The sequence below is a fragment of the Sphingopyxis sp. FD7 genome, from assembly GCF_003609835.1.
In the GTDB taxonomy this organism is placed as follows: domain Bacteria; phylum Pseudomonadota; class Alphaproteobacteria; order Sphingomonadales; family Sphingomonadaceae; genus Sphingopyxis.
This window is the reverse complement of record NZ_AP017898.1, coordinates 37,961-60,533: the sequence shown is the minus strand read 5'-3', so window position 1 is coordinate 60,533 and position 22,573 is coordinate 37,961. Positions and strand designations below refer to the sequence as shown.

Below are 22,573 nucleotides of genomic sequence, written 5' to 3'. Positions count from 1 at the left end.
GCGCGAATAAATGGCCGATCAGTCACAGGTGGCAGGATCGCCCGGCGGCTTTACGCCCGACAGGTCGCGCGCTTCGCGGATGTTGAAGGCGGCGGTCGATCGAATGGTCTGCGGCCCCAACCAGGCGCCGAACAGCAGCGGTTGATATTCATAAGTGACTTCGACGAACATGATGGCGGTGCCCGCCGCCGCCGTCACTTCGCGGCCCGCCGGGCCCATGCCGGGAAAGTCGGTGCCGGTCGCGCCGGTTCCTTCGACGCCATAGGCCGAGGCGACCTCCAGATTGCCGAAACAGCGCTGCCACTTGATCGTCTGCCCGCCGTCGTCGTTGCGCTGAAGGCTCGACAGGATGATGCGGCCGTTGTCCTCGAACCCCATCCCCGCCACCTGCCGCGCCGCGCCTGCGAATACCTCATTGATGTCGACCTCGCGGATCTGCGGCTGGGTCAGGTTGCTGCCCGCGGCGATACGCGCGGCATTGTCCGCGGTGTTGAGCCCCAGCTGGCTGACGCGCGTGTGCGCCAGCGTCAGATTCGCGATTTCCAGCCCGCCAAAGCCGACGAGGATCAGAAAGGGGATTGCGAACGCCATTTCGAGCATCACCGCGGCGCGCGCGTTCCGCGCCAGCCGCCGCGCGGCGCGGCGCGCCCGGCGGCCGAAAGCAAACGGGCCGGTCATCCGCATATCTCCGCCTCGACCTCGCCGCCCGCGGCAAAGGGCTGGTTGCGCAGCAGCGTCGTCGAACTCAGCGTCGTATATTGCGGCTGCCCCAGCATTCGCCACACGGGCAGCACGCGGTCGAATCGCATCGAGACCGTATATTGGACGACGTCGTCGGCGCCGCCATTGCCCTGACGCCCGCCGTCTTCCCAGCAATCCTCGGGCGACGGATCCTGGATGCCATTGCCGTTCGAATCGACCCAGCGCAGCGGCCGGATGTCGCTGTAATCGTCGAAAACGCGACGATTGAAGGTCACGGCGGCGTTCGCGAACACCTTTTTCACCTGCGCCTCGACCCGTGCGTCGAGCGCGCTCTGGTCGGCGGCGAAGCCTTCGAGCGTCGCGTCGCGCCCGGCCTTGGCCACCACCCCCTGCAACACCTGCTGCGCGTACATCTGCCAGCAATAATCGAAAATGCCGAGCAGGACGAGCAGGAACACCGGCGCGGTGAAGGCGAACTCGATGAAGGCGGTGCCGCGCTCGCTCTGCCGCAGGCGGCGCACCAGGCGCCGGAAGAGGGGGTTCACGCGGGTCATTGCGCCAGCCTCAGCTTGGAAATCTGGCGCGCGATCGCCTGGAACTGCTCGTTGAGCTCGGCGGCATTGTCGGCCTCGAACGCCTGTCCCGACGAGGCGCAGCTGTTCAGGCTGTCGTTGCTGCCGACCCCGAAGGAGACGACCCAGATGGTGATCCCGCGCTGACGCGCGCCGCGGCACAATTGCGTGAAGCGGTTGTTGTGGCGGTCGCGCAGGTCGGTATCGCTCGTCCCGCCAACGCGGTGCATCAAATACTCATAACCCTGAAAGGTCAGGTTCCCCATATTCGGCGCCATCGCGCCGTCGGTCATGAACACGATATGGCGGCTGATCGGACGATCGTTCGGCGCCGTCGCATTTTCGTCGGCGAACAGGCCGGTCGGCGACAGCAGCCGCGCGCCCCAGACCATGCCGGCGTCGTGATAGGTGCCGCCCAGCGGTTGCAGCGACTGGACATAGGTGTTGAAGGTCGCGCGGTCGGAAGCCGTCATCGTCGTCAGCTTCATCGCGGCGGCCGGGCATACGCCCCAGCCGCTGCCCCAATATCTGGAGTAGCGCTGCCAGCGACCGTTCGAGCTGGTATCCGACGTGATGTTTCGCGTGCCGTCGCTGTTGAACACATTGACCGTCAGCGGATCGCTGCTCGACGGCGCATATTGGGGATGACGCGCCCGTGGAAAGGCGATCTCGGGAATCAGAATCCGCCATTGCGTATCGGCGTCGGCATCGGGCACCAGGTCGATATCCATGTCGAGCGCGTCCGACGGCGCCGTGTCGTCGGAATCGAAAGCGACCGTGGCCCGCTCCATCAGGCACCCGCCCCAGTTGTGGCTGATGCTGACTCCCGAATCGCCGGTGTCGGTGACGATCGGCGAGCCGCCCTTCACCCCGCTGACATCGAAAACCCGATCCTCATAGGTATATTTGTTGTCGAAAACATCGGTCTTTGTTTCGGTCACCGTCGTCGTATAGGTGCGCGTGAAATAGCCGTTGCGATACTGTCTGCGGCAGCGATTGCTGGACCAGACGTAACGATAGGTGCGAAACGTATATGTCTGAACGGTGTCATAGGTCGTAACGCGCGTGTCGCCGTCGACATATTGGCCCGTCTGGTTGTAATCCGGCGATCCGCTGGGCGACGGTGTGGTGTTGGCCGGTGGCGTCAGTGCGGCGCAGGCCGCGCTGTTGCTGGCCGATACGGTGCCGTCATTGGTCCAGGTCGACGAATATGTCGTCGGACTGTCGGTATAGTCGTCGCTCGTCTCGGTTCCCGTCTCGGTATATTCCTCGCGGAAGATCGGCGTACGCGAGGGTAGCGTGACCGTGTCGGCCAGCCACGCCGGATTCTTCGCGAGAATGATCTGCCCGACATTGGCGGTCGAGCTATAGGGCACGACGCCGAAGCGCAGCCGCCCGTCGCCGACATCGGCATTGGTCAGCGTGTCGAAAAAGTCCATCGTCGCGTCTTTGAGCGCGGTGATGCGGTTGACCGAGTCGCCCGCATTGGTTTGCGCCATCGACCCCGTCACGTCGAGCACGAGCATCACATCGACGTTCGATATTTCGAGCTTCGCCGTGCAATTGGCCGACAGGCGGAACTCGTCCTTGCCGAACATGAACATCAGCTCGGTCGGCAGCACCGCCGAGGCCTGCCCCGCGACGTCGGAGGCATTGACGGCCTGCGACGAAAAGAGAATGCCCGACGCGCCATATTTGGCTTCGGGGAAGTTGAAGTTGAACATCTTGTTCGCTTCGGCCTCTGCCGCTTCGTCATAGCTGCCGCCCGCCATCGCGCGCCGCCCGGCGAGCACGCCGGCGTCGCACGCCTGCTGCAGGCGCAGCTGCGTCATATAGGCGCGGCCGATGTCGACCGCCGACCCGACAAAGCCGATCACCGGGATGATCGCCGCGGCGGTCAGCATGAAGGCGTTGCCGCGCCGGTCGCTTATGAGCGATTTGGCGCCGGCGCGCAGCCGGCCGATCCAGGTCCCTCGCATGGTCTAACCCCTCTTCGGCCCGCGGCACTCCCCAACCGATGTGCCGCTGGTAATCTCGCACCTAGGGCGTGACTGCTTACCAAAATGCTAATCGAGCGGCGGCGGGGCGGGTCGAATCGGCGCTTCTGGCCCGTATCGGGACAGATCGCCGCGCGCGGCGGCAAAAGATGCACAAATCGCCCTGCTCTGGTATCGCGCGCCCATGCCCGCGACTCCTGCCTGGCCGCCCGCCAGCACCCCCCGCCTGTTCGTCGACCGGCCGCTCGGCGCGGACAGCGCGCCCGTGATCGACGGCGCCGCCGCCCACTATCTGCTCGGCGTGATGCGACTGAGGCCGGGCGATCCGGTGCGGCTGTTCGACAACCGCAGCGGCGAGTGGCTGGCGGTCGTCGCCGAGGCCGCCAAACGTTCGGTCACGCTGCGCATCGACCGCCACATGCGCGAGATCGAAGCGGTGCCCGACCTCTGGCTCTGCTTCGCGCCGGTCAAGAAGGCGCGGCTCGACTGGATCATCGAAAAGGCGACCGAGCTGGGCGTCGCGCGGCTCCAGCCAGTAATGACCGAACGCACGATCGTCGAGCGCGTCAAACAGGACAGGCTGGCGGCGCAGATCATCGAAGCGTGCGAACAATGCGGCCGCACCGCCCTTCCTGCGCTCGCCGACCCGGTCAGGCTGCCGCAGTTGCTGAAGGACTGGCCCGCCGGGCGCGCGCTGCTCTTCGCCGATGAAGCGGGCGGCGTGCCGCTCGCGCATCTCGCCGCCCCCGCCCCCGCCGCGATCCTCACCGGCCCCGAGGGCGGCTTCACGGACCGCGAGCGCACGCTGCTGGCCGCGCACCCCGCGGTCCAAAGCCTGTCGCTCGGCCCCCGCATCCTCCGCGCCGAAACCGCCGCCATCGCAGCGGTCAGCCTGTGGATGGCGCAGCATGGGGACTGGACCGGCGGGGCGTAAGGTCAACGCGGGACGGCGCGCCCGCTTCGGGGTGGGGAGTGGACGTTCGCCTTATTGTTGTACCCCGGCGAAAGCCGGGGTCCAGGGCGCCCAGGAGCAGGCGTTGGCTCATCCCGCTCTGGACCCCGGCTTTCGCCGGGGTACGGCAACGATCGGCCGGTTTCAGACCTTCCCCTCTTTCCGTTCGTGTCGAGCCCTTCGACTGCCTTGCAGGCGCTCAGGATGAACGTCGACCTTTGGTCGAAGTCCAGACACCAATCGGCGCCAGGCCGGGCCCGACGGGCATCTCGACTTCGCTCGATGCGAACGGATTGACGAAACGGCGATGATCCGTTCCGGTCGCTTCCAGCCGTTCACGGCATCGCTTTCACGCCCGCTCCCAGGCACCCAAACTGTCCCGCCCCCGCACAGAATTGCCCTTAACCCCCCGATTTTAACCCGATATTAGCTATCCCGCCGCCATAAGGCCGCCATGCAGCGGCGGGACCAGAGCCGATACCGCTGGCGTGGGGGCCAGTGTTTGCAGTCTGTGCGAGCCTGTATCATGCTCGTCTGGCTGGCGTTGACGCTCGCCAGCAATCCCGTCACCGCACAGACGACCACCAGCTACAGCAACACCACTACCGGCGCGATCAGCGAAAGCGCGACCCCCTGCGCCACGCCGATGGTGCGCAACTTCACGGTCGCCGCGAATGCCCAGGTGAGCGACGTCAATATCGGCGTCCAGTTCACGCACACCTACCGGGGCGATATTCGCGCGACGCTGACCTCGCCCGCGGGCACGGTGGTCGATCTCATCACCAATGTCGGCGCGTCGGCGGACAATCTCAACACCCTGTTCGACGATAGCGCCGCCGCGAGCATCACGACGCACAACGCGACCGATTCGACCGCCGCCGCCCCGCCCTATCAGCGGACCTTCGCGCCGCAGAGCGCGCTCGCCGCGTTCAACGGCCAGGCATCGGCCGGGACGTGGCGGCTTTCCATCTGCGATTCGCTGAACGGCGACAGCGGTGCCTTCACGCGCGCCGACCTCATTCTCACCACCGTGCCGCTTTCGCCTTATGCCGACCTGTCGCTGACCAAGTCGGTGAGCAATGCGGCCCCGGCATCGGGCGCCAGCATCGACTATGTGCTGAGCGTCACCAATGCAGGCGGTTCGACGCTGACCGCAACGGGCGTCACCGTGCAGGACACGCTCCCGGCCGGCTTCACCTTCACCGCCGCGTCGGGGTTCGGCAGCTACAGCAGCAGCACGGGCGTCTGGACCGTCGGCAGCGTGCCGCCCGGCGTCACGCGCACGCTGACGATCAGTGGCACCGTCGCCGCGAGCGCGGGCGCGAGCGTGACCAACAGCGCCGAGATCAGCGCCTCCTCGGCCTTCGACCCCGATTCGGTCCCGGGCAATGGCGCGGCGGGCGAGGACGACAGCGACAGCGCGAGCTTCACCGTGTCGGGCACGCGCGTCGCGGGCACGCCGCCGACGCTCGTGTGTCCGGTCGGCACGACGACCCTCGACTGGGACGCGATCGGCTGGAGCGCGGGCACGACGAGCGCCAGCCCGGCGCTCACCGCGATCGGCACCGCCAGCATCGGCATCGCGGTCAGCGGCGGCGCCTTCCTTTCCAACGCCACCTATGGCGGCCAGTCGCCGACGCGGCAGAATGTCGTCACCGGCGGATTGACGCCTGCACAATTTTCGATCTTCCAGCTCGTCGATTTCACCAGCCAGGCGGGCAGCGTCGCCACGACGATCAGCCTGCCGACCGCGGTGCCCGGCGCGCAGTTCCGCCTGTTCGATGTCGATTATGCCGCGGGCCAGTTCGCCGACCGCGTCACCGTCACCGGCAGCTATAATGGCGCGCCCGTCACGCCGGTGCTGACCAACGGCACCGCCAATTATGTCATCGGCAACAGCGCCTATGGCGACGTGCTGTCGACCGACGCCAGCGGCAACGGCAATATCACCGTCACCTTCACCGCGCCGGTCGACACGATCGTCATCGACTATGGCAGCCACGCCCTCGCCCCCGCCAATCCGGGGCAGCAGGGCATGGCGATCCACGACATCCTCTTCTGCCGCCCTACCGCCAATCTCACCATCGCCAAGACGAGCAGCGTCGTCGGCGATCCGGTGAACGGGACGACCAACCCGAAAGCCATTCCCGGCGCGACAATGCGCTATTGCATCCTCGTCACCAACAACGGCAGCGGCACCGCGACCGGCATCGCCATCGCCGACGCGCTGCCCGCGGGCACGACCTTCGTTCCCGCCTCGCTGCGCAGCGGCGCGAGCTGCGCCGCCGCGACGACGGCCGAGGACGACAACGCCAGCGGCGGCGACGAAAGCGACCCCTTCGGCGCCTCGATCGCGGGGAGCGCCATCGCCGCGAGCACGGCGACGCTGGCCCCCGGCGGCGCGATGGCGATCGCCTTCACCGTCACCATCGACTGACCCGCACAGCGCCGATTGCATTCTATACCGGATAGTCTAAATGCCGGGCATGAGCACGCGCACCGCCTCGGACCGCCACGATCCCGTCATCGAAAACCGCGACCAGCTCGCGGCCCCCATGGCCCAGGGTGAAAAACCCAAAGAGCGCTGGCGCATCGGCACCGAGCATGAAAAGTTCGTCTACCGCGTGAGCGATCACCGCGCGCCTTCCTATGACGAACCCGGCGGCATCCACGACCTCCTGATGGCGCTCACCCGCTTCGGCTGGGAGCCGGTGATCGAGGGCGGCAAGGTTATCGCGCTGGCGGGCAGCGACGGCACCGTCAGTCTCGAACCCGCGGGGCAGCTCGAACTGTCGGGCGCGCCGCTCGAAAATCTGCACCAGACCTGCGCCGAGACCGGGCGGCATCTGAAGCAGGTGAAAGAGGTCGGCGCCGAACTCGGGCTCGGCTTCCTCGGGCTCGGCATGTGGCCCGACAAGACGCGCGACGAACTGCCGATCATGCCCAAGGGGCGCTACAAGATCATGCTCGAGCACATGCCGCGCGTCGGCGGCCTCGGGCTCGACATGATGCTGCGCACCTGCACGATCCAGACCAACCTCGACTATGCGAGCGAGGCCGACATGGTGCAGAAGTTCCGCGTGTCGCTCGCGCTCCAGCCGCTCGCGACCGCGCTTTTCGCCTCATCGCCTTTCACCGAGGGGCGGCCCAACGGCTATATGTCGTACCGCAGCCATATCTGGACCGACACCGATCCCGCACGCACCGGCATGCTGCCTTTCGTGTTCGAGGATGGCTTCGGTTACGAGCGCTATGTCGACTATATGCTCGACGTCCCGATGTATTTCGTCTTCCGCGACGGCAAATATATCGATGCCGCCGGACAGAGCTTCCGCGACTTTCTGAGGGGCGAGCTGCCCGCGCTCCCCGGCGAGCTGCCGCGCCTCTCCGACTGGACCGACCATCTCTCGACCGCCTTTCCCGAAGTGCGCCTCAAAAGCTTCCTCGAAATGCGCGGCGCCGATGGCGGCCCGTGGAACCGTATCTGCGCGCTCCCCGCGCTCTGGGTCGGCCTCCTCTATGACCAGAGCGCGCTCGACGCCGCCTGGGATCTGGTCAAGGGCTGGAGCATCGAGGAGCAACAGGCGCTGCGCGACGCGGTGCCGCGCGACGGACTCGACGCCCCGGCCCCCGGCGGCGGCACCCTGGGACAGCTGGCGCACCGCGTTCTCGACATCGCGGCGTCGGGCCTCGCCGCGCGCGGCGAGGTCAATTCGATGGGCGACAACGAGGTCGGCTTCCTCGAACCGCTCCGCCGCATCGCCAAAAGCGGCAAGTCCCCCGCGCACGACCTGCTCGACCGCTACGAGGATGCGTGGGGGCACGACCTTTCCAGAATCTATGACGAGCTGAGCTTCTGACGCAGCGAAACCCTTGGGGTGCGGGAGCCGCTGGCGCAATCCATCGCAGCCGCGCCGCGACGGGAAGGCTTCACGGCCATCCCGCTGCCTGCCCGCTCACATATGCGCGGTGACCTCGGGCGGGTTCCACCAGTTATTCCCTGCGCCGTCCATATGGGTTACCGGCAGCGCCGCCATTTCGGCCGGGGTCAGATCGTCGAGGCACGCGATCGCCACCGAATAATAGGCGCCGCCGATCTCCTCGACATAGCCATGGCCAAAGGGCGACACCCCGCACGTCCGGCAAAAGACATGATGTACGCTCCCCGACCCGAACCGATAGTCGGAAAGCGCCGCCGGATCGCTCAGCAGCCGGAAAGCCTCGGGCTTGATCTGCGCGCTCCAGTTCCTCTTCTTGGTGCAGATCGAGCAATTGCATTTGCCCGTGCCCGCTTCGAGGTCGATGTCGGCCTCGAACCGGACGGCGCCGCAGTGGCACGAACCATGATGGGTCTTCAGCATTTCCTGTCCTCCGGTTGGTGGCGGCTCCGGCCGCCTTCACCCGAAGCGATGTAGCGAAGCCCCCTGACAGAAGATGTCAGGAGGCGTCGTCCCACCCCTTCTGGCGCCACCAGTCGGCCATCAGCACGGCGCGCCGCCGCCCGAAGCGCCCGTCGCCGATCCGCGCCGCAGCGATCCGGTCGATGCGAAAACTGCGAAAATCCTGCCGCAGCAGGCACCACGCGGCGATGACCTGCTTGTCCTCATAATAGGCGAGCGCCGCGGGCCAGATCGCGCGTTCGCTCGTCCGCCCCTGTTCGTCGGCATAGTCGATATGCAGCGTCTTTTCGGACCGCATCGCCGCGCGCACCGTCGCAAGCAGGGGCGCATCCTTCTCGCGCCAGCGGCGGCTGACCGGCCACAGCCCCGCCTCGTCGATTCGCTGCTTCAAGTCATCGGGGCTCGCCGCCGCGATCTTGGCGAGCGCCAGCCCCGCGGCGCGCGACAGGTCGCCGTCCTGCCGCGCCTCGACCCAGCGCGCGCCCAGCACCAGCGCCTCCAGTTCCTCGGCGGTGAACATCAGCGGCGGCAGGAAAAATCCCGCGCGCAGCATATAGCCGACCCCCGCCGCGCCCTCGATCGGGGCGCCGAGCGCGATCAGCGCCTGGATGTCGCGATAGAGCGTGCGCACCGACACGCCCTGCTCTTCCGCCAGCGCCTCGGCCGTCACCGGCCGCCGCCGCCGGCGCAGACTGTCGATGATCGCGAAGAGCCGCCCCGTCCTGTCCGCCATGATGCCCCGCGTCCGTCAGCGCCGTCGATAGGTCCAGCGGCGCGGCTTCGACCCGTCGATCGCCGAGATCGTTGCGGTCAGCGTGTCGCCGTCGCGGACATAGGCGATGCGCTGCGGATAATCGTGCGCGGCATTCTCGAACGTCGCGCTGTTGCCATGGTGCCGCGCCAGCCGGAACGCCACCGGCGCCCCGCCCCGCGGCATCGCGATATAGGCGATCGCGCCGTCGTCGCCCCGGCTGATGCGGATATACTCATATTCGCGCAATTCCTCGCCGCGCCCCGACCGGCTCACCCCCAGCATCAGCCCGGCGCGCGGGGGCGTCCAGCGCTCCTCGGTCCAGCGTTCGCCCGCCTCGCTGACCCAGTCGCCCGCGAGCCAGCCGAGATCGTCGACCGTCGCCGCGGGACTTGCCGCCACCAGCGCCACCGCCAAAGCCGCCACCATGATCCGCATGAATCGCTTCCTCTCCGTCGCGCCTTACCACCGCGGCATCGGCATCGCCATGGACAGCACCCGCGGCGCCCCCTATAACCCCTCCATCCCCGGGGAGCCTGTCGCGCAAACGCAGGTTGAGAGCGGAATAGACCGCGACCCGTTGAACCTGATCCGGGTAATACCGGCGGAGGGAGGGCCGGTATTCCACGCAGGAAATCCGTTCTCGCTCCGAACCTATGGAGCGAACAGACATGGCCGACATCGATTCCCGCCTCGACAAGACGCAAGCCGAACCGATCGGCGTCACCACCGGACCCATCAGGGGCAGCCGCAAGATTCATGTCGCCTCGCCCACCGGCAGCGGCATCCGCGTCGCGATGCGCGAAATCCTGCTCGAACCCTCGTCGGGCGAGCCGCCGGTGCGCGTCTATGACACCAGCGGGCCTTATACCGACCCCAGTGCGACGATCGACATCGCAAAGGGCCTTCCCGAACTCCGCCGCGACTGGATCCGCGGCCGCGGCGACGTCGAGGAAGTCACCCAGCGCGAGGTTCGCCCCGAGGACAACGGCCAGCTCGGCCCCGACCGCAGCGGCGGCGTCCCCGCCTTCCCGAACGTCAAGAAGCAGGTGCTCCGCGCCAAGCCCGGCGCCAACGTCAGCCAGATGCACTATGCCCGCCGCGGCATCATCACGCCCGAGATGGAATATGTCGCCACCCGCGAAAATCTCGGTCGCGAACGCCTCGCCGAATATGTGAGGGACGGGCAGGACTGGGGCGCGAGCATCCCCGACTATGTCACCCCCGAATTCGTCCGCGACGAGGTGGCGCGCGGCCGCGCGATCATCCCCAGCAACATCAACCACCCCGAAAGCGAGCCGATGGCGATCGGCCGCAACTTCCTCGTCAAGATCAACGCCAATATCGGCAACAGCGCGGTCGCATCCGATGTCGCGTCCGAAGTCGACAAGATGGTCTGGTCGATCCGCTGGGGCGCCGACACCGTCATGGACCTGTCGACCGGGCGCAACATCCACGACACGCGCGAATGGATCATCCGCAACTCGCCGGTGCCGATCGGCACCGTCCCCATCTATCAGGCGCTCGAAAAGGTCGGCGGCATCGCCGAGGAGCTGACGTGGGAGATTTTCCGCGACACGCTGATCGAACAGGCCGAGCAGGGCGTCGATTATTTCACCATCCACGCGGGCGTGCGCCTGCCCTACGTCCCGCTCGCCGCTAGCCGTGTCACCGGCATCGTCAGCCGCGGCGGCAGCATCATGGCGAAATGGTGCCTCGCGCATCACAAGGAAAGTTTCCTCTACGAACGCTTCGACGAGATTACCGAGATCATGAAGGCCTATGACATCGCCTACTCCCTCGGCGACGGCCTCCGCCCCGGCAGCATCGCCGACGCCAACGACGAGGCGCAGTTCGCCGAGCTCTACACGCTCGGCGAGCTCACCAAGCGCGCCTGGGCGCAGGATGTACAGGTGATGATCGAGGGGCCGGGCCACGTCCCGATGCACAAGATCAAGGAGAATATGGACAAGCAGCTGGCGGCCTGCGGCGAGGCGCCCTTCTATACCCTCGGGCCGCTCACCACCGACATCGCGCCGGGCTACGACCATATCACCAGCGGCATCGGCGCCGCGATGATCGGCTGGTACGGCACCGCGATGCTCTGCTACGTCACGCCCAAGGAGCATCTGGGCCTGCCCGACCGCGACGATGTGAAGGTCGGCGTCGTCACCTACAAGCTCGCCGCGCACGCCGCCGATCTCGCCAAGGGCCACCCCGCCGCCAAGGTCCGCGACGATGCGCTATCGAAAGCAAGGTTCGAGTTCCGCTGGCGCGACCAGTTCAACCTGAGCCTCGACCCCGACACGGCGGAGCAATATCACGACCAGACGCTCCCCGCCGAGGGCGCCAAGACCGCGCATTTCTGCAGCATGTGCGGCCCGAAATTCTGTTCGATGAAGATCAGCCAGGAAGTGCGGGAGTTTGCGAAGCTGCAAAATCAGGATGCCGAAGGCTTCATCGCCGTCGAGGAAGCTGAAAAAGGCATGGCGCAGATGAGCGAAGTCTATGAGGAATCGGGCCGCGAACTCTATCTCGGCTCCGGCGGGCGCGAACACGACTGATGAGCGGAGGCGGCTTGTTCGGCAAACTGTTCGGACGGCGCAAACCGTCCGCTCTCGAAATCCTGCAATCCGCCCGCTGGAAATGCGCGAACTGCGATGTCGATCATGAAGGCATGTTCGACATCGCCTCGCTGGCCCCCGATCATTGGGGCAAGGCGGAAGAGCTTGAACCCAACAGTGCGCTACGCCTCGACGGCGATTTCCTGTCCGAGGATTTCTGCGTGATCGGCGGCGAACATTTCTTCGTCCGCTGCGTCTTCGACATCCCTGTCCACGGAATGGCCGAAAAATTCGGCTACGGCGTCTGGTCGACCCTCTCGCGCGAGAATTTCGACCGCTACGTCGATGGCTTCGACGACGGCAAATACAGCGACATGGGGCCGTGGTGGGGCTGGTTCGCGAACAGCCTCAAGGGTTTTCCCGAAACGCTCAATCAAGGCTGCTGGGTCTATCCGCAGCTGGGCAGGCAAAGGCCGGCGATCAGCCTGGACGACGACGCCCACGACCTGACGATTGCCCAGCAAGACGGCATCAGCCCCGAGCGGCTGCTCGAACTCTACTCAGAATATGGTCACGCGCCCGACGTAAGCAGACCAGAGGGATAGGGGTTAATGTATCTGTCACCGCGATTTGAGACGTGTTATAAAAATACTCTTTCGTTAACACGTTTTCGCGATATGTTAGCGAAATCGCTAATCCATATGCAGGCTGCATTATGCTGACATCAACCTATGCCATCCCGGACCTGCCACCTCCCGGCGAGTTGGAAAGCAAGGCCGTCCTAAAGGTGGCAGCCATTGCGCACCGCTTCCTCGCCGAGCTCAAAGGACGTGCAGCTACGATCCCTAATCAGGGTATCCTCATCGACACGCTCTCGTTGCAAGAGGCCAAAGCGAGTTCAGAGATCGAAAATATCGTCACCACACAGGACGAACTCTTTCAGGCAACCCTTTTTCCCGAAATCCCTTCCTCCCCTGCAGCAAAGGAGGTCGCCCTCTACCGGGACGCCTTGCGTTTGGGACTCGTAGAGATGCGTGATAAGCAGGGCCTCCTAACCAACAATATAATCGTCGCGATGTTTCAGGTTTTAAAGCGCACCGACGGCGGATTTCGCAACACGCCCGGAACCGCGCTCAAAAACGACCAGACGAAAGAAATCGTCTATATTCCGCCGCAGACGGGAGCTGAAGTTATAGCGCACATGACGGCGCTGGAAAAATTCATCAACAGCGATGAATATAAGCATCTCGATCCGCTGGTCCGAATGGCCATTATCCACCATCAGTTCGAGAGCATTCACCCCTTTCCGGACGGCAACGGTCGATTGGGGCGTATCATCAACGTGCTTTACCTCACGCAGCAGCGCTTGCTCGACATCCCGATCCTCTACCTCAGCCGATACATCACCGCCAACAAAGCGGACTATTACCGGTTGCTGCAGTCGGTGAGAGACACCGGCGAATGGGAGCCTTGGCTCGTATATATGCTCACGGCAGTAGCTAAAACGGCGGCTCAGACGATCGACCTTGTTGCCGACATTCGCGCCCTCATGGCCGACTACAAACAGCGAATCCGTTCAGAGCATGGAAAAATCTATTCGCAGGACTTGCTCAATAATTTGTTCCGACATCCCTACACGCGGATTGACTACATCGTCAGCGAGTTAGGTGTGTCTCGACAAACCGCCGCAAAATATCTCGATCAACTAGCGGAGGCCGACTTGCTAGTGAAACATCAGTCGGGAAGGAACGTCTATTTCATCAACACTCCTCTCGTGGCGTTACTCCAGCGCGGCGAAGATGAAGCTCGATCAGCGTAACCACTCCCACCCATGCGCCCCCGAAACCCCCTCTACGTCATGGCCAAGCCGCCGCCGGAGGTGCAGGCGGCGATCGTCGCGCTGCCGCGCAACGATCCCGGGCGCGGCCCCGATCTCCTCCATGTCACGCTCATCTCGCTCTACGACCTCCACTACGCCCCGCCCGAGTGGCTGCCCGCGACCATCGCCGCGCTGGACAGCTTCGTCGCGCCCCCCTTCCCGCTTCGCTTCGACCGGATCGAGAACCGCAAGGCGGTGACGCTGCGCACGCGCGAGCCGCTAACCGAAGCGCGGGCGTTACAGAAGGCGCTGGTCAACCATCTGCTGCGCGAAAAAGCGCCGATCATGGACGGCACCACCCCCGAACCGCACATCACGATCAACTATCGCGGCGACCGCCTGAATGCCCAGAAGATCCCGCCGATCGGCTGGACGGTCGATGAAATCATCCTGACCGAAAGCATCGTCGGCAAAACCACCCATGTCGAACACGGCCGCTGGCGACTGCGCGGGGTTGCAGGCTGAACGGGAACGTAACCCACCTTCGTCATCCCGGACTTGATCCGGGATCCACGGCGGCGCTGAAGTCATGGACCCCGGATCAAGTCCGGGGTGACGACAATGGAAATATCCTCCCTGTCGCGCAGCGATGGTGGGCACCCCGTCAGCCAAAGTATCGCCGAAACCAGCCCCGCTTTCCGGGAACGACCGGCGACTGGCCGGAAATGCGGACCAGATAATGGCCCAGGATCGCCGCTTGCTGCTTGGTCATCAGGAACCGGAACAGGTCGGGGTCGTGCGCCCTGGCCGCTTCCGAAGTTTGCACGCTTTCCAGCCGGAGCATGATGCGGTCGCCCGCGTCATGATGGCCCCAGCCGACCAGTGCCCCGAAACTCTCCATCATCCCGCCTCTCCCCCACCATCTTCGCGCGACCGATGCCGACAATGCGAAACAGGGTTTTACCAGAGCTGCGGCGAAATGTCGTCCAATCGTCGAAAAGCCGCCACTACGCGGCCTCCCGCAAAAACCCCTTTCCTACATCGCATCGCCATGCTTCATCCTGTTCGATGACCCAGCCCAAACCCCATGCTCGCCCCGCGCGGCCGCGTGGTCCGGCTTTGCAAGGCCTGGCGCCGCAAAGCCTGACCGCCGCGCTGTCCTCCTTCACCCCCGCGCAGCTTCAGCGCCGCCGCAGCAGCGGCTGGACCCCCGACCGCCAGCGCAAGTTCATCGAGGCGCTCGCCGCATCGGCCTGCGTGACCGAGGCGGTGGCGAGCGTCGGGCTGTCGGCGACATCGGCCTATAACCTCCGCCGCCGCCCCGATGCCCATGCCTTCCGCCATGCGTGGGATGCCGCGATCGATTGCGGGATGCGGCGGCTGGTCGACGCCGCGCCGGCGCGCGCGGTCCACGGTGTGCCGGTCCCCATATTCTACAAGGGCGAACAGGTGGGCGAGCGGCGCGAATATCCCGAACGGCTCGCGATGTTCCTGATGCGCGCGCTCGACCCCCATCGCTTTGGCGCCGCGGGGCCCGGCGACGCGAATGGCGACGCCGCGCCAGCGCACGGCGACCCCGCCGAAGCTCGGCTGGCCGATGCGCTCGCGCGGATCGGCGCGCCCGCCGACGACCCGCCGCCCCCCGCCCCGCTGCGCCTGCCCGGCCCGGCTGCCGACGACGGCGATGGCGCGGACCCAAGTGACTGATTTCATGGGCCCGGAGGTGACAAGTTTGACAAGTTAAGGCAAAGCCGACGGAATGACGGACACCACCCCCACCGGCCCCGATGCGGGCGCGATCTTCTATCACGGCACCCGCGCCGACCTTGCCGTCGGCGACCTGCTCCACCCGGGCCGCGCGAGCAACCATGGAGACGGCGCGCCGCTGCGCATCGTCGGCGAGCTCGAAAGCTGGACCCCGCACCCGCCCGACGTGCTGCAAGCGATGAAAAACGGCCTTGCCAGGCTGAAGGCGGAAGGGAAGGACGTCATCATCGACTGAATTTTTAGGTTCGTCATGCCGGCGCAGGCCGGGATCTCGCCGGTGCGTTGCGATGCGAGGTCGAGATCCCGGCCTTTGCCGGGATGACGGGAACAAGAAACGGAGAACCCCCATGCCCTCCCCCATCCGCACCCTCACCCTCGCCGCGCTGCTCGCGCTCGCTCCCACGGCCGCCGCCGCAGAGGCCGCGCCGCCGACGCCGCCCGCCCCGCTGCAACAGCTGCGCATCTACGAAATCCCGCGCACCAACGAGGGCGTGTTTCACGATCGGTTTCGCGATCATGCGCTACGCATCATGGCGCGCCACGGCTTTGCGGTGCGCGCGATCTGGCGCAGCGAGCATGAGGGCAAGGTCGAGTTCGTCTATCTGCTCGACTGGCCCGACGCCGCCGCGATGAAGGCGGCGTGGGCGGCCTTCATGGCCGACGAGGAATGGGCCGCGATCAAGCGCGAGACGGGCGCGCGGCATGGCCGCTTCGTCGATGCGATATCGGACCGCACGCTCGAACCCCTGCCCTGGTCGCCCGACCGCGCGGGCGCCGCGGCAGCGCCATGATGCTGACCCCCTCAGTCGGGGGCGTCGCGGGGATCGGTCGTGGCCAGTCGGCCCTTTTCGACCCACGCGGCGAGGCCGGGGGTGAATTCGGCGGCGACGCGCGCATCGTAAAGCGCCAGATCGTCGGGGGCGTAAAGCTCGCGCCAGCGCCCGTTGGTTCCCTTGTGCAGGAAGGTCCGCCCGCCGCCCTCCCAGATGTCGCCCGCGGCGGGGAGCAGCGCGTCGGCGGCCGCCTTCATCGCGTCGAACCCCGCCGCGGCGACCAGATCGGGCCAGATGTCGTCGGGAACCGCGATGTCCAGAAAGTCGGCGATGCGCCGCATCTCGCCCATCCGGTCGGCCTTGAGGTCGTTATAGTGGACGAGCAGCAGATTCGGGTCGCTCCGCGCGTCCCAGAAACTCTTTTCCATCGTGAAAAAGGACGCGCCGGGATCGCCCAGCGCATCCTCGTCGCCGACCAGCCAGTCGTGGAAATGCGTCGCCGGGTCGCTTGGCACGAGCCGCGGCGTATAGCCGAACTTGGGATCGCTCCGCACGATGCCGCCGATCAGCTCGACCGCCTCCGCCGTATAATTGGCCTTGTGATTGAAAAAGGACATGGCGGCGTCGCGGCCGTCGCGGGCGACATGGATATATTTGATTCCCTCAGAGTCTGATTCAAAATTATCGCGATAGATTTCATGCTCTTGCGATACGGCGGACGAAGAGCTGAATTGAGGCGATGAACAGCCACGCGGTTGCCGATGCGATGGTCTGCTCGAAGTCTTTGGCGAGGCGGCGGTTGCGACCGAGCCACGCAAAGGTCCGCTCGACCACCCAGCGTCTGGGCAGGACCTCGAAGCCCTTGGCATGGTCGGATCGCTTGATGATCTCGACCGTCCACTTCCCGATCTTGCGCAGCGCCTGGCGAAGCTTGTCGCCAGCATAGCCGCCATCGGCGAAGATGTGCCTGAGCCAAGGGTGACGGCGGATGATCTCGGCCAGAACAAACGGCGCGCCATCGCGATCCTGCACGTCAGCGGTGTGGATCACGGCATGAACGAGATTGCCCTCGGTGTCGGTCACGATGTGTCGCTTGCGGCCCTTGATCTTCTTGCCTGCGTCATAGCCGCAAGGCCCGCCGCTTTCCGTGGTTTTCACGCTTTGGCTGTCGATGACCCCAGCGCTCGGAGAAGCCTCGCGCCCGAGGGCTTCCCGCCCGATCAGCAGCAGGGCGTGATTGAGCGAGAGCCACAGACCATTGTCGCGCCACAGATAGAACCAGCGCCGCACCGTCGAGACCGGAGGAAAGCAGGGCGGCAACATCCGCCAGGGCAGCCCACCGCGCAGCAGATACAGGATCGCCTCGATGATCCGCCGCAGCGGCCATTTGCGCGGTCGCCCTACACAGCAAGGGCCCGGAAGTAACGGCTCCAGCACGGCCCATTCCGCATCGGTCAAATCGCTTGGCAAAGCCAGGTCGGCACGGGCATACTGCGCCCGGGTGGTGTCGGTCCACATCGTTGAACTCCCGAAGTTTGTTGCAAAACCCCGTGAATCAGCGACTTGGGCTCGCGTCAAGCTAACCCGCTGGCACCACTCAACTTAATTTCGGATCAGGCTCTCATGCACCGGAAGGGCGTCGAACGGCAGGTGCGATTTGATGAAGCGGCGGTGCGTCTGCCCCTCGGCGAGCGCCATCGTCGCCTCGAGCGGCATCAGGCGGAAATCGGGCCAGGGCGAGCTATCCTGGACGGGAAAGGGCGCGGGGCTGCCAAAGACCAGCATCCCGACGATGCGCTGCATCCACGTCGTCCCGCATTTGGGATAGGTCGAAATGACAATATCGTCGCGGCGCAGCGGGAAATCGTCCCACCCCGCGCTATCGAACGCCCATGAACGCACGGGGCGCGTCGCCGGCCGCACGCGCGGCGGAATCATGTGCTGCATGATGAAGCCCTCCCGCATCGGACATAGCGCAAATCGCCGCCGTCGTCATCGCCGCTGCTATCCGGCGATTTCGGCGGTCGCGGCACGCTCGATCGCCGGGCGCCAGTGGCGCGCGACGGGCAGCAGGAAAATCTCCGCCAGCACGCGTTCGATCTCGTCGGCGGTCAGGTAACGGCGGTCGATCCGCCCGTCGGCCAGCCGCACCGTCAGCCGGTTGTCGCGAAGGCCATAGCGCGCCTCGGCACTCGTCCGCGCGGCGATCAGCTGGTGGCGGAAATGCGAATCGGGATGCGCCGAAGTGTACCAGTTGCCGACCTCATAATCGATCGCCGGGGGCGGCGCGTCCTCGATCCGATAGAGCGTCCGCCATTCGCTTTCGATCAGCGCCGCGACCTGCCATTCGGCGCCCTGGCGGACGATGCGATAGCTTTCGTGGCGCGTCGGCTGCGGCGCCTCGTCGTCCATCGCCAGCGGCTGCGGCGGCACCGCGGCGCCAAAACCGACGTCGGCGAGCCAGGCGCGGCCGTCGATCTTCACGCGCACCACCATATGCGACCGCGGCGTCGGCGGCGCATCGTCGGGCAGCATCCAGCGCACCCGGCCGATCAGTCCCTCGGCCTCAAAGCCGATCGCGCGCAGCGCGCGCAGGAACAGGCCGTTCTGCTCGAAACAATAGCCGCCGCGCCGCTGGCCGATCAGCTTGGCCTCGACCGCCGCCGCGCCGATGTCGACCCCGGCGCCGGTCAGCGCGTCGATCGCCTCGAACGGGATCGCCGCGATATGCGCCGCCTGCAACGCCGCAAGAACGTCGAGCGTCGGCGCGAGCGCGCCGCGATAGCCGATCCGCGCCAGATAGCGTGCCAGAAAGGCGTCGGGGGCCGTTTCGTCCCCGGCATGGACGGAATCGGACGCGGCGGCGGTGGGTTGGTGCAGCATGATCGGGGCTCCATTGCGAATCAATGGAGCATCTTATGAAAGCTCAAGCACGGTTGAGATCAAGCGCTTATCGCCGCCCGGTGCACCCAGACCCTGTTTCAGCAAGATCGAAGCGACGAGATCCTCCAGCGAGCCGCGCTGGGCGCGTCGCTTCGATCTTGCTGAAACAGGGTCTAACTCTCAAGTCGATGCTCGAGCGTGATTTCGCAGTTGAGCAGCTTCGACACCGGGCAATTTTTTTCGGCCTCGGCGGCGAGCGCCGCAAACTCTTCGGCACCAATCCCCGGCACTTTGGCGGTCAACGTCAGCGCCGACCTGGTGATCGTAAAGCCGCCGTCCTGCTGCTCCAGCGTCACCGCCGCGCTCGTCTCCAGCGTGTCGCCCGAATAGCCCGCGCGCGCGAGCCCGAAGGAAAGCGCCATGGTGAAGCAGGCGGCGTGCGCCGCGGCGATCAGCTCCTCGGGGTTCGTCCCCGGCTGCCCCTCGAAGCGCGTGCCAAAGCCATAGGGCTGCTCCTCGAGCACGCCCGATCGGGTCGTGATCGACCCTCTGCCCTCCTTGCCGAAGCCTTCGTAGCGGGCGGATGCGCGGTTGACGGTCATGGCAATGTCTCCTTGGCTGGGATCAGCGCGCCTTTTCGCTTACGCTTGTCAATTCCGCCGCGCCACTCCCGCGCGGTCGAGTTCGGGGCCGAGCCGCCCGGTCAGCCACAGCGCCCACATCCTGAAATCAGCGGCGAGGCTCCATAGCGGATAGGTGAAGGTGGCCGGCCGGTTCTTCTCGACCGCGAAATGCGCGACCCACGCAAAGGCATAACCTGCGAGCGGCAGCGCGATCAGCCAACCCCACCGCCCGGACAGCACCACGCCCACCGCAATCGCGACGACGAGACTGGTCCCGACATAATGCAAGGCGCGCGTCGAGGCCTTGCTGTGCTCGCGCAGGTAAAAGGGCCAGAAATCGGCAAAGCTCGCATAGCGCTGCGCCATGGGCGAAGCATGTCGCGCCCGCGCCGCGCGGTCAAGCCGCGCCCGCGCAAACAGCCCTCCCGCCGGGGTCGCGACGGCGGAAGGGCCGGTGTCCGGTCCGACGAGCCGGACCAAATGCCAAGGATCGGATCGAATCAGCGCGACGCGGCGTCGCGAACCTTCTGCACTGCGGGGAGCAGCAGGCCGATCAGTATCTGGATCGGATTCGACGCGATCACCATGCCGCCCTGCGCGGGCTGCGCCGACTGGGCCATGGCGGGGGTCGCCGTCAGCGCAAGGCCGAGCGCGAGGGCGGGGGCGAGGATCAGCTTCCTGGTCATGGTCATTCCTTTCAAAACGGGTTCGGGTCGGCCCCGATGCACCGCTTGTGCCGCACGCCCCCACGCTCCGCGGTGATCGCCGTCACTCGCGTCAAAAATAGTCGCAAGCGACTCAAATTGAAGGAAAGAAAATTACGCTTGCCGCTTGATCCGCACCAGCGCCGCGTCGAGCGCCTGCAAAAATCGCGAGCGATCGGCCTTTGAAAAGGGCGGCGGCCCGCCCAACCCCTCACCCATCCCGGCGCGCAGGTCGGCCATGATGGCGCGCGTCGCGATCGCGGGGCCGATCGACGCCGGCGTGAAGGGCTTGCCATTGTGCGCAAGGACGCTCGCACCCGCTTTCAGCGCGCGATCGGCGAGCAATATGTCGGCGGTGACGACGATGCTCTGCGCGTCGGCTGCTTCGGCGATCCAGTCGTCGGCGGCATCGAAGCCGTCCGACACCACCACCCGCTCGATCAGCGGGTGGTCGGGCACACGCAGCCGGCTGTTGCTCACGACCTTGACCCTGGCCCCGTGCCGCCACGCGACGCGATAGATTTCCTCCTTCACCGGGCAGGCGTCGGCATCGACAAGGATGACGGGCACGCTCATCCGCCAAGCCCGTCCCAGAGCAGCTTCGCGCCAAGCAGCACCATCAGCCCATAGATGAGCGCATAAAAGCGTTCGGGCTGCATCGCCTTCATCCAGCGCACCGTGAGCAGCGTCGAGACGATCGCGAGCGGCATCAGCAGCAGCGCCGCGACGACCACCTCATGCGGAAAGGCCCCGAGCGCCAGATAGGCGGGCACCTTCATCCAGTTGACGATGGCGAACAGGATCGCGCTCGTCCCGATGAAGCTCAGGTGCGGCAGCTTGCGCGGCGTCACCCACATCTGGAACGGCGGCCCGCCCGCGTGGGCGATCTGGCTCGTCAGCCCCATGACGGCGCCAAAGATCGTCCCGACCCAGCCCGGCGAGCGCGATGCGGCGACGATCCGCCCGCCGCGCTCGACCCACAGGCGATAGAGGCCGAAGGCGAGCGTGATCGCGCCCAGCGCCGCCATCAGCCGTGCCTCGTTCACCCGCTCGGCATAAGCGTAGCCCGCCAGGATTCCCACCGCCGCGCCCGGCAGCATCCAGCCGATGATCCACCCGTCCCACGTCTTGCGGAAAGACCAGACGCTGATGACATCCTGGACGATCAGGATCGGCAACAGCAGCGCCGCCGCGGTCGCGGGCGGCAGCACCAGTGCGGCGAGCGGCGTCGCGAGCGCGCCGACGCCTGCGAGCCCGCCCTTCGCCATCCCAAGCAGGATCACCGCGGCGATCAGCACCACCAGCGTCACCGGATCGGCGAGCAGGCTCACCCGGCCCGGCTCATGCGTCGGGACTGTCGGGCAAGCGCCAGTCGATCGCGCCGCGACCCTGCGCCTCGAGGAAGGCATTGGCCTGGCTGAACGGCCGCGACCCGAAAAAGCCGTTGTGCGCCGACAGCGGCGAGGGGTGCGGCGCGCGCAGGATCAGGTGCGGGCTTCCCGCCCCCAGCCCCGGCACATTTGCCGCCTTCTTCTGCGCATGGCTGCCCCACAGGATGAACACCTTGGGCGCCCGATCGGCGGCGACCGCGGCGACCGCGGCGTCGGTGAACTTCTCCCACCCCTTGCCCTGATGCGACGCCGGCTGTCCCGCCTCGACCGTCAGGCAATTGTTGAGCAGCAGCACGCCCTGCCGCGCCCAATGCGCCAGATGGCCGTGCGGCGCGGGCGCGATGCCCAGATCGCTGCGCAATTCCTTATAGATGTTGACGAGGCTCGGTGGCACGCGCACGCCGGGCTGAACGGAGAAACAAAGCCCATGCGCCTGCCCCGGCCCGTGATAGGGGTCTTGGCCCAGGATCACGACGCGCACCTGCCCCGGCGGCGTCGCGTCGAGCGCCGCGAACCAGTCGCGCGGTCGCGGATAGATGGTCTTGCCCTTGGCGCGCTCGTCGGCAAGGAATTGCTTGAGCGCCGCCATATAGGGCTGCGCAAACTCGCCGCCGATGCGGGCGATCCAGTCGGGATGCAGTTTGACCTCGGCCATGCGCGTGCTTCACCAGAGCG

Annotated in this window: 27 protein-coding genes and 1 riboswitch; of the genes, 10 read left to right on the top strand and 17 right to left on the bottom strand. The window is 66.1% G+C overall.

Features of this window, described 5'->3' with window-relative positions; genetic code table 11:
- Window positions 1-18: 18 nt before the first annotated feature.
- Genes SPYCA_RS00305 through SPYCA_RS00295 form a run of 3 tightly spaced genes read right to left on the bottom strand, consistent with a single transcriptional unit; the run spans window position 19 to window position 3,253 of the window.
- Entirely contained in the window at window positions 19-678 is a 660-nt protein-coding gene (locus tag SPYCA_RS00305; RefSeq protein ID WP_120222063.1) for a TadE/TadG family type IV pilus assembly protein, read from the bottom strand.
- Complete coding sequence (locus SPYCA_RS00300) at window positions 675-1,256, bottom strand: TadE/TadG family type IV pilus assembly protein (protein WP_120218493.1); 582 nt, start codon at window positions 1,254-1,256, stop codon at window positions 675-677. Before SPYCA_RS00300 ends, SPYCA_RS00305 begins: the two co-directional genes overlap by 4 nt.
- On the bottom strand, window positions 1,253-3,253 hold the full coding sequence (locus SPYCA_RS00295) for a pilus assembly protein (RefSeq protein WP_120218492.1): 2,001 nt from the start codon (window positions 3,251-3,253) through the stop codon (window positions 1,253-1,255). The genes SPYCA_RS00300 and SPYCA_RS00295 overlap by 4 nt, the downstream gene beginning before the upstream one ends.
- Before the next feature lie 202 nt (window positions 3,254-3,455).
- On the opposite strand from SPYCA_RS00295, the gene SPYCA_RS00290 reads away from it, so the two are divergent.
- The 3 genes from SPYCA_RS00290 (at window position 3,456) to SPYCA_RS00280 (ending at window position 8,083) form a co-directional block, all read left to right on the top strand.
- On the top strand, window positions 3,456-4,205 hold the full coding sequence (locus tag SPYCA_RS00290; RefSeq protein ID WP_120218491.1) for a 16S rRNA (uracil(1498)-N(3))-methyltransferase: 750 nt from the start codon (window positions 3,456-3,458) through the stop codon (window positions 4,203-4,205).
- 544 nt (window positions 4,206-4,749) lie between these two features.
- The gene (locus SPYCA_RS00285) at window positions 4,750-6,660 is read left to right on the top strand and encodes a proprotein convertase P-domain-containing protein (protein ID WP_232003414.1); all 1,911 of its coding nucleotides are present in this window, start codon (window positions 4,750-4,752) and stop codon (window positions 6,658-6,660) included.
- A gap of 49 nt (window positions 6,661-6,709) precedes the next feature.
- Complete coding sequence (locus SPYCA_RS00280) at window positions 6,710-8,083, top strand: glutamate--cysteine ligase (RefSeq protein ID WP_120218489.1); 1,374 nt, start codon at window positions 6,710-6,712, stop codon at window positions 8,081-8,083.
- 96 nt (window positions 8,084-8,179) lie between these two features.
- Here the strand turns inward: SPYCA_RS00280 and SPYCA_RS00275 are convergent, their stop codons facing one another.
- The 3 genes from SPYCA_RS00275 to SPYCA_RS00265 all read right to left on the bottom strand — a co-directional run bounded on the left by SPYCA_RS00275 (window position 8,180) and on the right by SPYCA_RS00265 (window position 9,812).
- Window positions 8,180-8,584, bottom strand: coding sequence for a GFA family protein (locus tag SPYCA_RS00275; protein ID WP_120218488.1), 405 nt, complete (start codon window positions 8,582-8,584; stop codon window positions 8,180-8,182).
- Between the two features lie 76 nt (window positions 8,585-8,660).
- On the bottom strand, window positions 8,661-9,356 hold the full coding sequence (locus SPYCA_RS00270) for a helix-turn-helix transcriptional regulator (RefSeq protein WP_120218487.1): 696 nt from the start codon (window positions 9,354-9,356) through the stop codon (window positions 8,661-8,663).
- Window positions 9,357-9,371: 15 nt separating this feature from the next.
- Entirely contained in the window at window positions 9,372-9,812 is a 441-nt protein-coding gene (locus SPYCA_RS00265; protein ID WP_120218486.1) for a DUF6265 family protein, read from the bottom strand.
- An 80-nt stretch (window positions 9,813-9,892) separates the two neighbouring features.
- A riboswitch (TPP riboswitch) is annotated at window positions 9,893-10,004 on the top strand.
- Window positions 10,005-10,045: 41 nt separating this feature from the next.
- Between SPYCA_RS00265 and thiC the strand changes: the two genes are divergently transcribed.
- The 4 genes from thiC (at window position 10,046) to SPYCA_RS00245 (ending at window position 14,282) form a co-directional block, all read left to right on the top strand.
- Window positions 10,046-11,938: a phosphomethylpyrimidine synthase ThiC gene (thiC, locus tag SPYCA_RS00260; RefSeq protein WP_120218485.1), complete on the top strand. Its 1,893-nt coding sequence runs from the start codon at window positions 10,046-10,048 to the stop codon at window positions 11,936-11,938.
- 14 nt (window positions 11,939-11,952) lie between these two features.
- On the top strand, window positions 11,953-12,543 hold the full coding sequence (locus tag SPYCA_RS00255) for a DUF2199 domain-containing protein (RefSeq protein ID WP_232003413.1): 591 nt from the start codon (window positions 11,953-11,955) through the stop codon (window positions 12,541-12,543).
- Window positions 12,544-12,653: 110 nt separating this feature from the next.
- On the top strand, window positions 12,654-13,757 hold the full coding sequence (locus SPYCA_RS00250) for a Fic family protein (protein WP_120218483.1): 1,104 nt from the start codon (window positions 12,654-12,656) through the stop codon (window positions 13,755-13,757).
- Window positions 13,758-13,796: 39 nt separating this feature from the next.
- Window positions 13,797-14,282 carry a 2'-5' RNA ligase family protein gene (locus tag SPYCA_RS00245; protein ID WP_172594941.1) on the top strand — a complete coding sequence of 162 codons (486 nt, stop codon included), beginning with the start codon at window positions 13,797-13,799 and terminating at the stop codon, window positions 14,280-14,282.
- Window positions 14,283-14,421: 139 nt separating this feature from the next.
- Here SPYCA_RS00245 and SPYCA_RS00240 read toward each other — a convergent pair whose 3' ends face one another.
- Entirely contained in the window at window positions 14,422-14,661 is a 240-nt protein-coding gene (locus SPYCA_RS00240; protein ID WP_120218481.1) for a hypothetical protein, read from the bottom strand.
- 164 nt (window positions 14,662-14,825) lie between these two features.
- On the opposite strand from SPYCA_RS00240, the gene SPYCA_RS00235 reads away from it, so the two are divergent.
- The 3 genes from SPYCA_RS00235 to SPYCA_RS00225 all read left to right on the top strand — a co-directional run bounded on the left by SPYCA_RS00235 (window position 14,826) and on the right by SPYCA_RS00225 (window position 16,315).
- A complete protein-coding gene (locus SPYCA_RS00235) occupies window positions 14,826-15,464 on the top strand; it encodes a hypothetical protein (RefSeq protein WP_146625072.1) in 639 nt (212 codons plus the stop codon).
- Between the two features lie 52 nt (window positions 15,465-15,516).
- Entirely contained in the window at window positions 15,517-15,759 is a 243-nt protein-coding gene (locus SPYCA_RS00230) for an NAD(+)--rifampin ADP-ribosyltransferase (protein WP_120218479.1), read from the top strand.
- Between the two features lie 112 nt (window positions 15,760-15,871).
- A complete protein-coding gene (locus SPYCA_RS00225) occupies window positions 15,872-16,315 on the top strand; it encodes an NIPSNAP family protein (RefSeq protein ID WP_120218478.1) in 444 nt (147 codons plus the stop codon).
- Window positions 16,316-16,326: 11 nt separating this feature from the next.
- Here the strand turns inward: SPYCA_RS00225 and SPYCA_RS00220 are convergent, their stop codons facing one another.
- The 10 genes from SPYCA_RS00220 to ung all read right to left on the bottom strand — a co-directional run bounded on the left by SPYCA_RS00220 (window position 16,327) and on the right by ung (window position 22,553).
- Window positions 16,327-16,947 carry a sulfotransferase domain-containing protein gene (locus SPYCA_RS00220; RefSeq protein WP_269462453.1) on the bottom strand — a complete coding sequence of 207 codons (621 nt, stop codon included), beginning with the start codon at window positions 16,945-16,947 and terminating at the stop codon, window positions 16,327-16,329.
- Between the two features lie 46 nt (window positions 16,948-16,993).
- On the bottom strand, window positions 16,994-17,815 hold the full coding sequence (locus tag SPYCA_RS00215) for an IS5 family transposase (protein WP_066114500.1): 822 nt from the start codon (window positions 17,813-17,815) through the stop codon (window positions 16,994-16,996).
- Between the two features lie 84 nt (window positions 17,816-17,899).
- A complete protein-coding gene (locus tag SPYCA_RS00210) occupies window positions 17,900-18,244 on the bottom strand; it encodes a sulfotransferase domain-containing protein (RefSeq protein WP_172594940.1) in 345 nt (114 codons plus the stop codon).
- 57 nt (window positions 18,245-18,301) lie between these two features.
- Complete coding sequence (locus tag SPYCA_RS00205) at window positions 18,302-19,180, bottom strand: arylamine N-acetyltransferase family protein (RefSeq protein ID WP_120218475.1); 879 nt, start codon at window positions 19,178-19,180, stop codon at window positions 18,302-18,304.
- A gap of 173 nt (window positions 19,181-19,353) precedes the next feature.
- Window positions 19,354-19,782 carry an OsmC family protein gene (locus tag SPYCA_RS00200; RefSeq protein WP_120218474.1) on the bottom strand — a complete coding sequence of 143 codons (429 nt, stop codon included), beginning with the start codon at window positions 19,780-19,782 and terminating at the stop codon, window positions 19,354-19,356.
- Window positions 19,783-19,830: 48 nt separating this feature from the next.
- Window positions 19,831-20,169, bottom strand: a complete 339-nt coding sequence (locus SPYCA_RS00195) for a DUF962 domain-containing protein (RefSeq protein WP_120218473.1) — start codon at window positions 20,167-20,169, stop codon at window positions 19,831-19,833.
- Between the two features lie 134 nt (window positions 20,170-20,303).
- Window positions 20,304-20,489, bottom strand: coding sequence for a hypothetical protein (locus tag SPYCA_RS00190; RefSeq protein WP_120218472.1), 186 nt, complete (start codon window positions 20,487-20,489; stop codon window positions 20,304-20,306).
- 132 nt (window positions 20,490-20,621) lie between these two features.
- Window positions 20,622-21,083: a YaiI/YqxD family protein gene (locus tag SPYCA_RS00185; protein ID WP_120218471.1), complete on the bottom strand. Its 462-nt coding sequence runs from the start codon at window positions 21,081-21,083 to the stop codon at window positions 20,622-20,624.
- Entirely contained in the window at window positions 21,080-21,838 is a 759-nt protein-coding gene (locus SPYCA_RS00180; RefSeq protein ID WP_120218470.1) for a sulfite exporter TauE/SafE family protein, read from the bottom strand. The genes SPYCA_RS00185 and SPYCA_RS00180 overlap by 4 nt, the downstream gene beginning before the upstream one ends.
- 10 nt (window positions 21,839-21,848) lie before the next feature.
- A complete protein-coding gene (ung, locus tag SPYCA_RS00175; RefSeq protein WP_120218469.1) occupies window positions 21,849-22,553 on the bottom strand; it encodes a uracil-DNA glycosylase in 705 nt (234 codons plus the stop codon).
- Between the last annotated feature and the right edge of the window lie 20 nt (window positions 22,554-22,573).